This window comes from Caldicellulosiruptor bescii DSM 6725, from assembly GCF_000022325.1.
GTDB lineage: Bacteria > Bacillota > Thermoanaerobacteria > Caldicellulosiruptorales > Caldicellulosiruptoraceae > Caldicellulosiruptor > Caldicellulosiruptor bescii.
In genome coordinates this window covers 308,708-322,388 of the sequence record NC_012034.1, presented here as the reverse complement: position 1 = coordinate 322,388, position 13,681 = coordinate 308,708, and the positions used below count along the sequence as shown (strand labels likewise).

Genomic DNA, 13,681 nt, shown 5'->3' with positions numbered 1-13,681 from the left:
TTTCATACCTTCTTTCCGCGGATTAAAAGATACATAAAAAGCGGTGCACCAAGGAAAGATGTCACAGCGCCAACTGGCAAAACAACTGGCTGTATTATAAGTCTTGCTACTGTGTCTGACAAAAGAAGCAAAAACGCACCTACAAGACCAGATGCCATAGTCAAAAACCTCTGGTCATTCCCTATAAACCTTCGTGCTATGTGAGGCGCTACCAAGCATATAAAACTTATAATTCCTAAGAAGGATACAATTACAGATGTTATAAAGCTGCTTACTAAAATCCCAAAAAACCTTGTTCTTTCAACATTCACACCAAGGCTTTTTGCAACATCTTCTCCACTTGCAATTGCATTGTAGTTCCATGAATTTGCCAAAAAGTACAGCCATGCTAAAATTACAAAAACCGCCATAATCTTTACATCATCCCATGTCGCCCTTCCAATATCGCCAAATGTCCAGAACACAAGCGCAGCAATCTTTACATCTGATGCAAAATACTGAATTATAGTTGTTGCGGCAGAAAAAAGAGAACTCAAGGCAACTCCAGAAAGCACAACTGCCTCTGGTGAAAACCTCTTTATTTGTGCTAAAGCAAGTACTACTCCAGTTGATAACATTGACCCCAAAAAAGCACACACAACGACCACTGATGGATGCAAAATGGTAACAGAGTCAGAGGCGGCAGAGGATGCTACCCCGCCGCCCAGCACAATTATTCCAATTGCCGCACCAAACGCAGCACCTTGTGAAATTCCAAGAGTAAAAGGAGAAGCTAAGGGGTTGTGAAAAAGGCTCTGAATTGCAGCTCCTCCAATTGCAAGGCCAATCCCTGCCAAAATTGCCGCAACAACTCTTACAAGTCTTATGTCAAAGACTATAAGAGCTGTTCTTTCATCACTTCTCCCTAAAAAAGCCTTTAAAACATCAGAAAAACTCAAATCCGATGAACCTGAGGATATTGCATATACCGAAAGTATCACTGTCAAGATAGCAATAGTAATTAAAAACAGCACTTTCTCAGCAACAAGCTTTTTGTACTGGGATTTTAGTTTTTTGTGTTTCTCTACTTCTTGAGTCATCTTCATAAAACCTCTTTGCTCTTAATTTTTAGTCAAGCTTTATTTTCACAAACCCTCCAAATTTCTTTGCCATCTTGGTATAAAGCGGCTTTCCTAAGAAGAATTTGTAAATCTCATCTGCTCGCTTGATTGGGTCAACATCTTTGAATCTATCTGGATACACAACCTTTGCAATAAAGAATGTGTTTGCCAAAACAGTGTCAATGTTGGTCCAATAGAAATTGTAAGGAAGCTGACCGTAGACTTTGCCATATTTGAAAGCTGAAAGTGATTTATAAAACTCAGGGTTTTTCTTGTAATCCTGTTTTACAAGATCCAAATTTGCCTCGTCAATAAATATAATATCAGGGTCCCACTCTAAAATCTTTTCTTTTTCAACCATGAACCAGCCTTCTTTATTGGCCTGGTCTGCAACATTTACTGCATTTATGACCAAAAATGGAAAATATTTGCCCATTGTGCTTTCAAATCCGTGCCCGCCTTTGAAACTGATAGCCCCAACATACATCCTTGGCTTTTTAGAAGCCGGGATATTTCTGGTTCTTTCATTGAAAAATGCCTTGCACCTTTGCATATAGTTTATGAGGTCTTCTGCACGCTGCTGTTTCCCTACAATTTTACCAATAAGTCTTAGTGATTTATAGACATTCTCATCAAAAAGTAGTTTTGTACCATAGTCAAGCACAACAACAGGTATCTTTGTTTTTGCCTGAAGAGCGTCTGCCTTTGCCTTGTCTAAAAAGCTTGCAGCAAAGATTACATCAGGCTTTACAGATATTAACTTTTCAGGATCAGGGGATGAATCAGCACCTCCTTGTCCAATTGTTGGAAGTTTTTTGAGCTGTGGATATGCCATGATATATGTTCTTGAGCCTTCTTCCCATGCCTTCTCTGCATTTTCAACTCCAACTATATTTTTTGTTCCATCGACATACAAAACAAGCCTGAGTGCCCCAGGTCCTATCGCAACAATTCTTTTGTTTTTCTTGTCTTCAATCTCTACTTTTCTGCCAAGAAGGTCTGTGATTACAAGCTTTTGAGAAGGCTTTTCTTGTTTTGCTTGCCCAGAAAATGTGTTCAATACAATTAGTAAGAAAAGACTCAAAATTAGCAGAATACTTATTGCCTTTTTACTCGCTCTAAAGTAATCAGAACAAAAACTCTTGCTTCTCACCAACTTCTTACCTCCTCTTTGTATATTTGTAAACAAAATAAAAGCCCACAAAAGGTGAAAATCTCACCCTTCGTGGGCCTTGTTCTCAAAATCTTTGGTTATACCTTTGTCGAATTTATCTTACCCCCAACTCTAAATATTTACAGCACCTTCGTGGTGCTATTTAAGAATAATTCCGACTATCTTGATGCATTTAATTCTGCTTTTAATCTATAATCACTCTATCAGTTTGATTAAGCAATTCATCTAATATTATAATACTAATCTCATTTACAATTTTCAACCTTGTGTCATTAGTTATAAATATTTGTGCCTTTTCAGCTATTCCTGTTGCAATAAATATTGCATCTGGAGTTTTTATTTTATATTTGGCACGTAATTTTGCAGCAAGGGTTGCTATATCCTTATCCACTTCTTTAATTATTAAGTTTGGAAATGTAGCTAGGAGTACTTTGTATTTATTCACAAGGACTATATTTTCTTCTTGAAAAGGCTTTGAAAGTAATTCAGTATATACAAGGCTAGAAGTTACCCCATATAGTTGTCCTTTTTGGATTTTTTCAAATAAGGACTTAACTAATGGAAAATAAGTTTTATTCTTCTCTATGAGATATATAAATAAATTAGTATCTAATGCAAGTTTTTGCCCCACTTTTATTGGTCCCATTCTGTTCTCATCTCTTCAATAAATTCTTTACTCTCAAGCTTTTCCCATATCTCCTGCCCTAATCCAGCCAGAGCATCTACATAAGATTCAGGACGTTTCATAATAATCAATTCACCTGTTATATTGTCATAGTCCCATATTATATCATTTCCAAGTCTTTCTATAATATATTTTATTGTGTCCACTGGAATTGATATTTTTTTTACATTATCTATGTCCTTAATTAATTCTGACACAGCTAACATCACCACTCAATTATTTTTCTATTTACTGTATTATTATACCCCTTTATTTGAAAGAAGTAAAGTTTTATTGAAACCAACGAACTCAAATAGGTATAGAGATACTTACCACAGCGAAAGAATGTGCGAAAACTCTAAGGAGAAGGTTATAAAAAGAATTGAGGCTGCCTCCGTCTTGATTATGAATGTAATTAAAAATTGTAATGTACCATTCAAAAGAAACATCAAAAAACTACCAGGTTGGAAGGGCAATCTGCTGTGAATATTATTTATACTATATTATGAGCTCAATAATCTTCATGATGAAGAAAAAAAAGAATTAGTTCGAAAAGTGACAGATAGCAATTAACAAAAACATATAAAAAACTGCTAAAATACTATGTGTATCAAGGCACACTGTAAGGAAAGCAATATATGGTTATCTTAAGGATAAAACAAGAAAACCTGCAAATTCTCCCTGAAAAACTTTTGTTTGAACTTGAAAATCTCATTATTGAGTAATTTAAAAAAACTGGTGTAAGATTATATGTCTTCCTTTTTACTTGTTCAGAAAATACAGTGTTAAAATAAACAAAAATACGATAAGGTCAATTCTCAAAAGAATGTAAAAGATTCTGTGAGAAGATTCAAGAGGACGCATATCAGTTTATACAGATTGAAATCTGCGTAAATCGGAAAAAAGCTATGGCGGAACTTTGCTGGAGAGTGTAAAAAAGCAAATTAATAATCTAAAAGAATTTTTAATAAACTTTAGAATAATACATTGAAAATAAATTAGATTTAAGGTGAGTGTTCAATGTAGTTTTGAACAATTACCTTTTTTGCTTTTCGGACCTAGAATCTACTTAGATTTTTAAGAAAGACTATAAGAAGGAATAGTTCACAAAATATTAATAACAGTATATAATTATATTTGCAGGAAGAAAATCTAAAAATTTAATAATATAAGGGAGGAATTTTGGCATGTTGTTTTGTAGATTCATTAATAGTTCTTAGATGTTAAAAAATTTATTTATTATATTGAATTTGCGAACTCTTCTCATTGGAGCACATCTGTTTTATATGTTCTCACTACATGTATTAATAAGGATGACCAAAGTTTTTAGATATTGGCTATTCTGGATAATGCTTATATTGAATGTTTTTGCTAAAGATTATAAAAAATAGAAAGAAAGGAGTTGAATGTTATGAACAGAGCTTTAAAGGTTTCAGTAGCTACCCTAATAGTTTTACTGTTTATAATAACTGGGGTAATTGCATTTGCACAAAGTAATGTGACTGGAGATTTAATGAAAAAAGATATGAATCAAGTTGTAGGGAACAATGAAGTTGAAGATATTAGGAATAATATAAATTATTGAGCATTAATAAAAACAATAGATGTTGAGTATTTTATGTCTAAAGTAAATGATTATATTCAAAATAAACCCAATGCTACAGAAGACGAAATTAACAACTTTCTGAGAAAAGAAATAGAGAATAAATATTTGTCGAAGGAAAAAATTAATGTTAATAATTCTAATAAGATAATGGGGTCATCTGATTATCCTGGACTACCTGACTTAAATCCAAAAGAACAAGAACTATTTAATCAAAATCCTATCAAAGGATTAAAAGCAATATAGGCGGATATAAAGCTGATACTGAAGCTAAAAAAAGATATAATGATTCAGTACTACACAATGGCAATTGCGATGCATTTAGACATGCATATTGGAATGCATTAATGGTTAAGTATATCGATTATAGCTGGGCTTATGATTGGGCAACAGCTCATGAAGAAGGAGCTACTGGACAACCTGCTATAGAAAAAGAAATGGATTTATATAATAATATGATGGGTCGAACGCTTGTGCTTGGTAATGAATCAAAATCTGATGAAGAAATTGCCGATATAATACAAAATGCAGTTAGAAACGGAAAGATGAAAAGAATTGTAGATAATAAATTAATTTCAACTAACTCTGAAGGAGAGAAGTAATCATGAAAAAAGTTACATTAATAAATCTAATAATTATGTTTTTAATTCTTCTGTCGCTCATGGTTTTTTTATTTGAATTTAATGGAAAATATAGTTTAGTTGCTCACAGTGAAGGATTAAAATCTATTGATATAAACTGCTTTAGAATAAAAATTGTTGGAACCTCTGCTCAGATTGTCAATAACTATCCTCTTTATATAACCTGTGTAGCTCTCCTAATAAATTTAGGTATTCTTATTTATTGTTTTGTAAAAAAAAATAAAAATTGATTTTGTTAATTTTTTATTAAATGTTTTGTATCAAGATAATTTAAAGTTTCTAAACTCAAAAAAATGAGAAAAGTGGCATTTCGTAATTTACACCTGTTACCTTTTTCTCGACTTTGTCAGTTTGAAACTCAAAAAGTTTGGGAGGACTGGGATTGACAAAATTTGGACCTCAATTTTGTCACTACATCATTTGCTAATACCAATAAATTCTAAGCCTTCCTCTTGTTTAAACTCTCCACATGAAGAAAATAAAATTTATTCAATTTGCCTATTGCGTTTTTTTTTGATATAAGTATTTATAGCTATTTTATCCATTGAAAGGAGTTGATAACTATCATTATGCTTAACACCTCTTAAATACTTTAATCCTATTTATTTTGTTAGGAGGTTCTAATTTGTTGCACAAACACAAGAAGCTTTTTTTACTGTCAGGTGCTATCTTTGCAATATTATCATCAATACTTGCTGCCAATCTCTACATGAGTAATAATCCTTCTACACAAAACCCTCAACAAGCCTATAAAAAGCAAATTGTTCCCTGGAGCTACAAAAAACTTGGTATCACTAAAATGTGGAAATTTACAAGAGGCAAAAATGTTAAAATTGCTATTCTGGATTCTGGTATTGACCTGAACCATCCTGACTTAAAAAGTGCAAATATTATCAAAACTATTAACTTTATTGAGCCAAACAAACCCGCATCAGATGAAACAGGACATGGAACTTTTATCGCAGGTATAATCGCAGCTCAAAATAACAACTTTGGTATTGTCGGCATTGCACCTGATGCTGAAATCTTCATCTTAAAAATCTTAAATAAAAAACTTGAAGGAAAAGTTGACCTCGTTGTACGTGCTCTTGACTTTTGTATAAAAAACAAGATTAACATCGTAAACATGAGTTTTTCTACCTCATCTGATAATCCAAAACTCAGAAAAGCTGTTTCAAAAGCAGCAAAACATAAAATAATCATTGTTGCCTCGGCAAGAAATTCATTTGGTTCAAAAGCAGGCTTTCCTGCATCATACCCCGAAGTTATATCTGTTGCTTCTGTCAACTGCAAAAATCAAATATCTCAGTTTTCTTCTCAAGGCAAAATTGATTTTTGCTCTTATGGTGAAAATATTTTGTCCACAGCTCCAAACAATAGTTACAAACTCTCAAGTGGAAACTCTGTGGCTGCTGCACACCTGACAGCAATTATCGCTCTTATCTTAAGCAAACCAGAAAAGTGGGGCTTGCCACATAAACACAGCATAAACAAAGATAAAATCTATAATGTATTGCTAAAACTTTCTGAAGACCTCGGTGAAAAAGGTAAAGATAATATATTTGGCTTCGGTCTTGTGAAATTTAAATAAAAATAGTTCAGAGGGGTGTTTAAAATGAAAAGTAAAATGAAAAGAATATTAGCTATCATTGTTTGTATTAGTTTTATATTAACCTTTTTGCCTATCAATTCTGTCAGCTTTGCAAAGCCAAGATATGATGTTTGGAAAGATAAAATAAAGGTCTATGATGTTGACAAAAAAATTAAAGCAGCAGAAGCTGAGTATGAAGGATACAAGTATATTGCTACACTTGATAAAGATACAAATGAGATAAAATTAAAAGTCAAGCCAACTGCTGCTAAAAAGTTTGATAAAAGTTTGGACACATTAAGCCCAGAAGAAAGAAACTTTTCTATAAAAGTAGAATACTTTGATGGTGAGAATTTAAAAGCAAAATTGATTGATGAAAAAACAAAAGAGGAGTATAATATAGGTGATTCTGATACTGTTTCGGCACAGTTTGCCATTGCTATCCCAATAGCCTTAGGGCTTGCAGAAGCTTTAATAGCTTCTCTTTTGCTAATTGGTAAAGTAATTGAATTATTTGGAGAGAAATACGTAGAGGCAAGTGAAGTAATTGAAAACGTCAAAAATAATAAATATGAATATTATAAAGCAGCAATAAAAAATGGTATTCTTTATATCGGTCCAGCAATAGACTATCCAACGGCATTTACAAGAGTATATAATTTTGAGCTTGATGTCTTTTGCAAAAATAAAAGTTTAGCTTATACACTTGCACAAAATGTGGCAAATTCATTTCCTTTTGGTGGTTTTGTAAGAGGACCTGACAAAGATGGTTATAGCTCTATTTATTTTTATCATTATCATGTTTATAAATATATAACATCAAGCTTTGTATATAAATTACCATGTCATATTTTCTTCCCGTAAGATAACTTAGTAGGGTTGTTGTAATTAAAACTACAACAACCCTATGTCTTATGTTGAAAACAAAATAAGGAATGGAGTGAGCATAGCAATATGTCTAAAATTATCATATACAATTTAAATGAATCATTAAATATTTTTGGAAATCCTACTAATTTTGATGTTTCTTCATTATTAGCAAAAAACATTAATAATGTAAGTGTCATTTATCAGAGTGATAGTTACGTGTTATTTACCATTAGCGATTGTTATGATACCTATAATATACAATCAATTATAATTGTGGCATTAGAAAATAACAATATTAAAGCGACTTTTACTCATATCATAAAAAATGAAATTTCAGAAATAATTTATTTTGATGAAGAAAAATTAAACTTGCTTGGTTATTCAGTAAAAGCCATCTCATCAAATTTAGTCGAATTGAAAATATTTCAAATTGATTTAATTAAGAATGAAGAAAAAATAGTTTACAGATATACTTTAGATTATTGTGAAGAGAATGCAAATTTAATAAACCACATACCCATTCATGTATGTGCTATAAATAATAGATATATTATGGTAATAACTCCAAATATTGATCATTTTAAAAATAAAATTGCTTTAGTTTTTGACATCATAGGAAAACAACAGATTTTTATCGATCCTTACATTATAGATGAGCACTACATTTATGAATTATTAGACATGTCCGTTGTAAGCATTAATGGTAAAAAAAATATATTAATCAAAACTGGACAAATATGTTCATTTGATAAAAGAGTATTTTTCTATGCAAAAAAGCAATATTTTGTAAACTCAACAGAAACTATTATAATTATACCCTGTGAAGAATTAATTCAGAATTTAGTCAATGGAAAATTTAAGTTTACTAAATACATAGTAGATAAAGCTGAGTATTGCGAAACATTAGATTTCCCAATTAAAGCACGTATTTATAATCCATATTATGCAAACAACAAATCCTATTCAATCATATACTATAAAGAAAATTTCATAACTAAAAAAACTGATATTATTTCATATAATCTGGAGACTAAAAAGAGCTCTTATATTGGTTCTTTATCATTCCCGTTAGAAAAAATACCTCCAATATATAAAGAAAAAGATAAACACTTTATTATGTACATTCCTTTTTACCCTCATGCAATTGGAGGAATACCGAGTAAATACTTTATAAAACATTATATTGAATCTAACCAACTTTCTTTTATTGAATTACCAATTTCAATTTCATCAAATGAGATTTTAAATGAAGTGGAGTTTTTTAACAATGATACAATTATTGAAACAAAAAACTTTGAGTCAGGACAAAATCTTATATATTCAGTAAATAATGATATGCTTATTGCAAAAATAGGCTATGGAGAAAATTACTTATTTGTTGTAAACCCTAAAACAAATGATCTTAATGCGATTATGGTTTATCCTCGATTTTTAAAAAAAAGTTAAGAAGTTGTTGAATAAAAGATATAACCATTGTAAGTAAAAATATCCATAGGAGAAATAAAAAAATATCCTCATTATTTAATCTTTTCTATATTACGAAATATCTTGAGTATCAAATGTTTTAAATATTACCTATTTTTAGTAAGGTGTCAATAAGTGCATAAAATAACTTTTATGGGACACTTGTTTGAGCCCCAAATTGTACTATCAGAAAATCCACTTAAAAAACGTTACAACTTAAGGCTCTTATATCACAAAGAAAGTTTGTTTATAGCAACAAGAGAGGAAAATTCTAACTCAAAAATTATAAACTTACTTTTATATTTCCTTGAGAAAGATAAATATCTTCATTTGTTAAGTGATTATGAATTAAAAACATCATTAGATGATATCATTGGAATTGATAGGTTAAAAAAATGTTTATGGATTATCTGTAAATTGCAGTTTATTTACTTTACGTATATTAAAGATAGATGTTCTAAATCACATTGAAGAATGTTTATACGAAATAAAATTACCTTGTAACTCATTAGTTGAATTTGACAAGTTTTCAGAGCAATATAAATTTTTTGCCAAACAAAAAATTTTAAATGACAGATATTCTATTTTTACATTAGAAGTGCAAACAAAATCAATTAATTATAGAAAGTCAAAATCATTTATTTTTTTCTTTGATTTTTCATTAGAAAAAATTTATGATCTTTCATATATTTCTGAAAAGATTATAAGAAAGCTTAATTTGGGTAAAACAACTCTGCTACATGGAAAATACATTTTATTTGAAACTGGCAGAATTGGTGATTCCGAAAAATTTGATATTATCTTTGAAGCAATACAATAGAAAAGAAAAAATTGACCACACAGAATTTTCTGTTGAACAAACTATGATAATCTACCCTCTTGAAAAATTTTTAGAAGATATTGCAAACTGTAATTTAAGTTTTGAAAAATATTGTTTTGAAAAAACTGATTTTCAAGTTGTTATTCTAACCGACTGTCGGTGGTTTGAAAATGATGAGTATTTTTATATAAAAACTTTTACGACAGAAAATAAGTCAGAACTTATAAAAGTAAAGGTTTCAAACAAGGGTGTCGAAAAAAAAGAAATTATCTGTAGACTTAATGAAAGAATTATAAGTGACTCAATTTTTGCAAAGGAAAGGATATTAGATTACGGAAAATTAATTGATGAAAATTTATTCTATGTTGTAATAGTTAATAGAATAAGTCCATATTGTTCTAAAATTTTAATTCTTATATATTTAAGTTGTTGAATAAATAATTATACCATTAATGTTACTATATAGGATTACAAATTATTCCACGTGTATTTAAAAGAAAATTTACAGTTTTCAATTTTTTGAATATAGACCTCTATCAAATAAGTAATCATTATTCCCCTCTACATGCCTCTTATATGTTCTAAAACCTCTTAACCTTACTTGTTCTAAATTGTATTCTCCTTTTAATTTCCCAAATAATCTTTCAATTTTTGTCCTTTGCTTATACAACCTTTGCCCTTCTTCACTTCCTAAAAATTCTATATTCTTTATCCTCAAAATATTTTTTACATTACTGAAATCCTTACTATTTCTCTTATTTACCGCCGCTACAAACTTTATCTCAAGTTTATCTGCCACCTCAAACCACTTTACACAATCATAACCTGCATCCGCTAATATCACATCAAGCCAAATATCTTAGCTTCATACAAAAGTTCTACTACTTTACTGTCATGGACGTTTGCACGTGTCAACCACCATACTATTGGTATAACCTCATCTCCAATTGTTGCTATTACATGTAATTTATATCCATTGTAAAAACCTAAACTAATACATACTCCTGTTCCTGCTTCTTTGTCACCCCTCAAACTTCTCAAAGGGGTAGAATCTATAGCACAAATTTTTGTCTGTGGATCTATTTCTCTCACTAAAATTCTTGCTATTCCTTCTATATATTCTTCTTCAATTATCTTGGCCCATTTCGAAAAATATGAATGATCGGGGCTCTTCTCTATCCCTATAGCTTTTTTAAATTCTTCATCTTCGTTTATCTTGTATTCTAATTCCCTGAAGCTGTTTATCTTGTTTTTGACTTTGTAAACAAAACAAGCTATTATATGGCTTAACTTAAACTTCTTTGGTCTTTTACTTCTGCTGCTTTTTATCTTTAATCCCAGAGCTTTTATTACTTTCTCAATTGTCATAAGTATCTTTAAAAATTTTTGGTTTTGTGTTTTAATAAAATTAGTCATTGCCATCCTCCTTTGTTATGTGTTTTTTGTCTTCTCTTCCTATAATTTTACCTCAAGGAGGATGGCTTCTTATATATCTATTTATTATCTTTTATGTTAATTTCTTTTATTCAACAACCTAAATTGATATTTATAATAAATCTGAATTCTATTTAGATCCTGTAAATGTCAATATCAAAATGAACAAAAAATCGAAAATAAAAATGTACAAAAAATAAACTTAACTTTGCTGGTTTGTATTGCTAAAATATGCTGTTTTTGACTGTAATCTGTATGAAGGACCTTTTATGAAAATCACGTAAGAATGATGCAGTAGCCTATCTAAAATTGCATTTGCTATTGTCGCTCCACCAAATATCTCTCCCCATTCTGAGAATACAACATTAGTTGTTATTATTGTACTGCTCTTCTCATATCTGCTCGATATCAGCTGGAAAAATAAATTTGCTCCATCATTGTCTATTGGCAAATAACCTATCTCATCTATTATTAAAACTTTGTATTTCGAAAAATGCTTAAGTCTGTACTCTAATCTGTTCTCCAATAATGCTTTCTTTAGCTGGGCTATTAACTCTTGAAAATGTATAAAATATGTTGAATACCTTCGTTTTGCACACTCTATACCTATTGCTGTGGCTAGATGCGTTTTCCCTACCCCTGGTGTTCCGACAAATAGTATATTTTCATTACCCTCTAAAAATCTCAAACTCATTAAGTCCATTATCTGTTGCTTGTTTATACTTGGCTGAAATGAAAAATCAAAATCTTCTATACCTTTTATAAATGGGAAATTTGCCACCCTCACACATCCTAATATCGCCCTTTCTTCTTTGGCTTTTATCTCTAAATTACTAAGTTCATATAATGCATCTGTCATACTTTTTTCTCCGCTTGCCACTAAATCTAAGTATTTGTCAAGGTTATTCTTTATGTTGTGAAGACCTAACTCTTCTAAGTTGTTAAGTAGTTTCACATAGTTGCTCATTTTTAGATTTTCTCCTTTCTTTAGGTTTTCAACAGATTATCAAATTTCTTTAGGTTTTCCTCACATATCTTGTTAAGCTCTTCTCTTTGACCAACTCTCATTAGCATTAGCTGCTTGTAATCTTCATCGTGATAATTGATATTTTTTTCATCAATAACATGTATCCTTAACAGGTTTGTGTTATAATAAATATAAATTTTGTTTTCCACCTCCTTTACTTGGACTGTCTTTCCTATGTATTCGGGTGGAACAGAGTATTTACTTCCCTTGTAGTAAATCAGAGAGTCCTTTTGGACTTTAACTGACTTGTAGGAATTTAGGTAACTGTCTATTAACCTTTTGTCTGGCAAGGGTTGTAAATACTCTTTTTCTTTTTGAAACAGAAGAGCAGGTGGAACTTGAGTTGTTTGATTTGGCTGCATATTGACCTTTGCGTTTATCTCTTTTATTATCCTTACTAAGTCCTCTTCTGTTTCAAATTCACCCTGATATGGCAGTATCCAATCTATAAACTTGTTTGCTGCTTCAACTTTTCCTTTTGTGTACGAATGTCTTGGTTTGCACAGTTTTACTTCAAACCCAAAGTCTTTTGCAAAACTTTTAAATCTTGAATTTACTTTAATTTTCTCACCTGTTATATCAACAACTGCTGCTGTATTGTCAAATAAAATCTCTCTCGGTACTCCGCCTATATCTTTGAATATTCTTATTAGAGTTTCTATTAATTCTTCTTGAGTTTTTGTCCTGTTTATCTCAAAGCAGCAATACCTTGAATAACCTAATTTAAAATCAAGAACATTAATGATAAACTCCTCTCCATTTCTTGAGACAAGCTTTATATTCTCTTTCCAATCAACTTGCGCTTGCTCACCTGGATCTGTCTCAAATCTTGGGTGACCTTTTATTTTCTTCTCTGGCTTTAATCCTTTTTTCTTAACATACTTATTGAAGTTTGAATATGTTCCTATTGTCTCATCTTTTGATTTTAAATACTCATAAACACCCTTGACTGTAACTCCTTTGATAGCAAGCTTTGATTTTATCTCATCATAGTATTTGTCCAATTTACTTGGTTTATTTCTATTCTTAGGTTTTCCTTCATAACCCTCATAATATTTTTTAACTGTTCTTCTATCCATCCCATATATTCTTGCAAGTTCTGAAAAGTTAGGTTTCATTTTCATCGCCCTTATCATGTTTAAATGTGCTGTTAAGTTCTGCATTTGATATCCCTCCTCACTATGAGAAAGGATATCATATCAATGTACAATTTTGTACATCATTATATTCCACTTTCAGTACATTTTTATTTTATCATTAACATTTTTGATTATTCCTTGTGAAGAGTTAATT

Annotated in this window: 14 protein-coding genes and 3 pseudogenes; 10 read left to right on the top strand and 7 right to left on the bottom strand. The window is 30.7% G+C overall.

The genetic code is table 11. From position 1 onward, the window contains the following. Nucleotides 1–2: 2 nt before the first annotated feature. The 4 genes from ATHE_RS01325 to ATHE_RS01310 form a co-directional block, all read right to left on the bottom strand. Nucleotides 3–1,079: a FecCD family ABC transporter permease gene (locus ATHE_RS01325; protein ID WP_015906888.1), complete on the bottom strand. Its 1,077-nt coding sequence runs from the start codon at nucleotides 1,077–1,079 to the stop codon at nucleotides 3–5. A 28-nt stretch (nucleotides 1,080–1,107) separates the two neighbouring features. After that, on the bottom strand, nucleotides 1,108–2,253 hold the full coding sequence (locus tag ATHE_RS01320) for an iron ABC transporter substrate-binding protein (protein WP_015906887.1): 1,146 nt from the start codon (nucleotides 2,251–2,253) through the stop codon (nucleotides 1,108–1,110). A gap of 205 nt (nucleotides 2,254–2,458) precedes the next feature. Next, nucleotides 2,459–2,920 carry a type II toxin-antitoxin system VapC family toxin gene (locus tag ATHE_RS01315; RefSeq protein ID WP_015906886.1) on the bottom strand — a complete coding sequence of 154 codons (462 nt, stop codon included), beginning with the start codon at nucleotides 2,918–2,920 and terminating at the stop codon, nucleotides 2,459–2,461. After that, complete coding sequence (locus tag ATHE_RS01310; RefSeq protein ID WP_013431220.1) at nucleotides 2,908–3,165, bottom strand: hypothetical protein; 258 nt, start codon at nucleotides 3,163–3,165, stop codon at nucleotides 2,908–2,910. Before ATHE_RS01310 ends, ATHE_RS01315 begins: the two co-directional genes overlap by 13 nt. A gap of 259 nt (nucleotides 3,166–3,424) precedes the next feature. Here ATHE_RS01310 and ATHE_RS14890 point away from each other — a divergent pair. The 10 genes and pseudogenes from ATHE_RS14890 to ATHE_RS14885 form a co-directional block, all read left to right on the top strand. Further along, a pseudogene (locus ATHE_RS14890) lies at nucleotides 3,425–3,764 on the top strand (IS481 family transposase); the annotation flags it as partial. Further along, nucleotides 3,760–3,929, top strand: a pseudogene (locus ATHE_RS15320) (argininosuccinate lyase); the annotation flags it as partial. The pseudogenes ATHE_RS14890 and ATHE_RS15320, both read left to right, overlap by 5 nt. Nucleotides 3,930–4,349: 420 nt before the next feature. Continuing rightward, nucleotides 4,350–4,523 carry a hypothetical protein gene (locus tag ATHE_RS14570; protein ID WP_015906885.1) on the top strand — a complete coding sequence of 58 codons (174 nt, stop codon included), beginning with the start codon at nucleotides 4,350–4,352 and terminating at the stop codon, nucleotides 4,521–4,523. 33 nt (nucleotides 4,524–4,556) lie between these two features. Further along, nucleotides 4,557–4,787, top strand: coding sequence for a hypothetical protein (locus ATHE_RS01305; RefSeq protein ID WP_015906884.1), 231 nt, complete (start codon nucleotides 4,557–4,559; stop codon nucleotides 4,785–4,787). Then, nucleotides 4,772–5,143 (top strand): DUF6973 domain-containing protein, encoded by a 372-nt coding sequence (locus ATHE_RS01300; protein ID WP_408605149.1) that lies wholly within the window; start codon nucleotides 4,772–4,774, stop codon nucleotides 5,141–5,143. The genes ATHE_RS01305 and ATHE_RS01300 overlap by 16 nt, the downstream gene beginning before the upstream one ends. Before the next feature lie 2 nt (nucleotides 5,144–5,145). Next, nucleotides 5,146–5,412 carry a hypothetical protein gene (locus ATHE_RS01295; protein WP_015906882.1) on the top strand — a complete coding sequence of 89 codons (267 nt, stop codon included), beginning with the start codon at nucleotides 5,146–5,148 and terminating at the stop codon, nucleotides 5,410–5,412. 398 nt (nucleotides 5,413–5,810) lie between these two features. Next, a complete protein-coding gene (locus ATHE_RS01290; protein ID WP_015906881.1) occupies nucleotides 5,811–6,773 on the top strand; it encodes a S8 family peptidase in 963 nt (320 codons plus the stop codon). A 24-nt stretch (nucleotides 6,774–6,797) separates the two neighbouring features. Next, nucleotides 6,798–7,637, top strand: a complete 840-nt coding sequence (locus ATHE_RS01285) for a hypothetical protein (RefSeq protein ID WP_015906880.1) — start codon at nucleotides 6,798–6,800, stop codon at nucleotides 7,635–7,637. A gap of 90 nt (nucleotides 7,638–7,727) precedes the next feature. Further along, entirely contained in the window at nucleotides 7,728–9,089 is a 1,362-nt protein-coding gene (locus tag ATHE_RS01280) for a hypothetical protein (RefSeq protein WP_015906879.1), read from the top strand. An 809-nt stretch (nucleotides 9,090–9,898) separates the two neighbouring features. Next, nucleotides 9,899–10,360 (top strand): hypothetical protein, encoded by a 462-nt coding sequence (locus tag ATHE_RS14885; RefSeq protein WP_232421993.1) that lies wholly within the window; start codon nucleotides 9,899–9,901, stop codon nucleotides 10,358–10,360. Between the two features lie 35 nt (nucleotides 10,361–10,395). Here ATHE_RS14885 and ATHE_RS01270 read toward each other — a convergent pair. The 3 genes and pseudogenes from ATHE_RS01270 to istA all read right to left on the bottom strand — a co-directional run bounded on the left by ATHE_RS01270 (nucleotide 10,396) and on the right by istA (nucleotide 13,551). Continuing rightward, nucleotides 10,396–11,343 (bottom strand): annotated as a pseudogene (locus ATHE_RS01270) (transposase). A 220-nt stretch (nucleotides 11,344–11,563) separates the two neighbouring features. After that, complete coding sequence (gene istB, locus ATHE_RS01265; protein ID WP_015906876.1) at nucleotides 11,564–12,328, bottom strand: IS21-like element ISCbe3 family helper ATPase IstB; 765 nt, start codon at nucleotides 12,326–12,328, stop codon at nucleotides 11,564–11,566. A gap of 20 nt (nucleotides 12,329–12,348) precedes the next feature. Beyond that, entirely contained in the window at nucleotides 12,349–13,551 is a 1,203-nt protein-coding gene (istA, locus tag ATHE_RS01260; RefSeq protein ID WP_013429593.1) for an IS21-like element ISCbe3 family transposase, read from the bottom strand. Nucleotides 13,552–13,681: the final 130 nt, after the last annotated feature.

Coding starts and splice junctions, on each gene's coding strand:
- ATHE_RS01305 (WP_015906884.1), top strand. CDS start 4,557: ATGTCTAAAGTAAATGATTATATTCAAAATAAACCCAATGCTACAGAA.
- istB (WP_015906876.1), bottom strand. CDS start 12,328: ATGAGCAACTATGTGAAACTACTTAACAACTTAGAAGAGTTAGGTCTT.
- ATHE_RS01310 (WP_013431220.1), bottom strand. CDS start 3,165: ATGTTAGCTGTGTCAGAATTAATTAAGGACATAGATAATGTAAAAAAA.
- ATHE_RS01295 (WP_015906882.1), top strand. CDS start 5,146: ATGAAAAAAGTTACATTAATAAATCTAATAATTATGTTTTTAATTCTT.
- ATHE_RS14570 (WP_015906885.1), top strand. CDS start 4,350: ATGAACAGAGCTTTAAAGGTTTCAGTAGCTACCCTAATAGTTTTACTG.
- ATHE_RS01325 (WP_015906888.1), bottom strand. CDS start 1,079: ATGACTCAAGAAGTAGAGAAACACAAAAAACTAAAATCCCAGTACAAA.
- ATHE_RS01285 (WP_015906880.1), top strand. CDS start 6,798: ATGAAAAGTAAAATGAAAAGAATATTAGCTATCATTGTTTGTATTAGT.
- istA (WP_013429593.1), bottom strand. CDS start 13,551: ATGCAGAACTTAACAGCACATTTAAACATGATAAGGGCGATGAAAATG.
- ATHE_RS01315 (WP_015906886.1), bottom strand. CDS start 2,920: ATGGGACCAATAAAAGTGGGGCAAAAACTTGCATTAGATACTAATTTA.
- ATHE_RS01280 (WP_015906879.1), top strand. CDS start 7,728: ATGTCTAAAATTATCATATACAATTTAAATGAATCATTAAATATTTTT.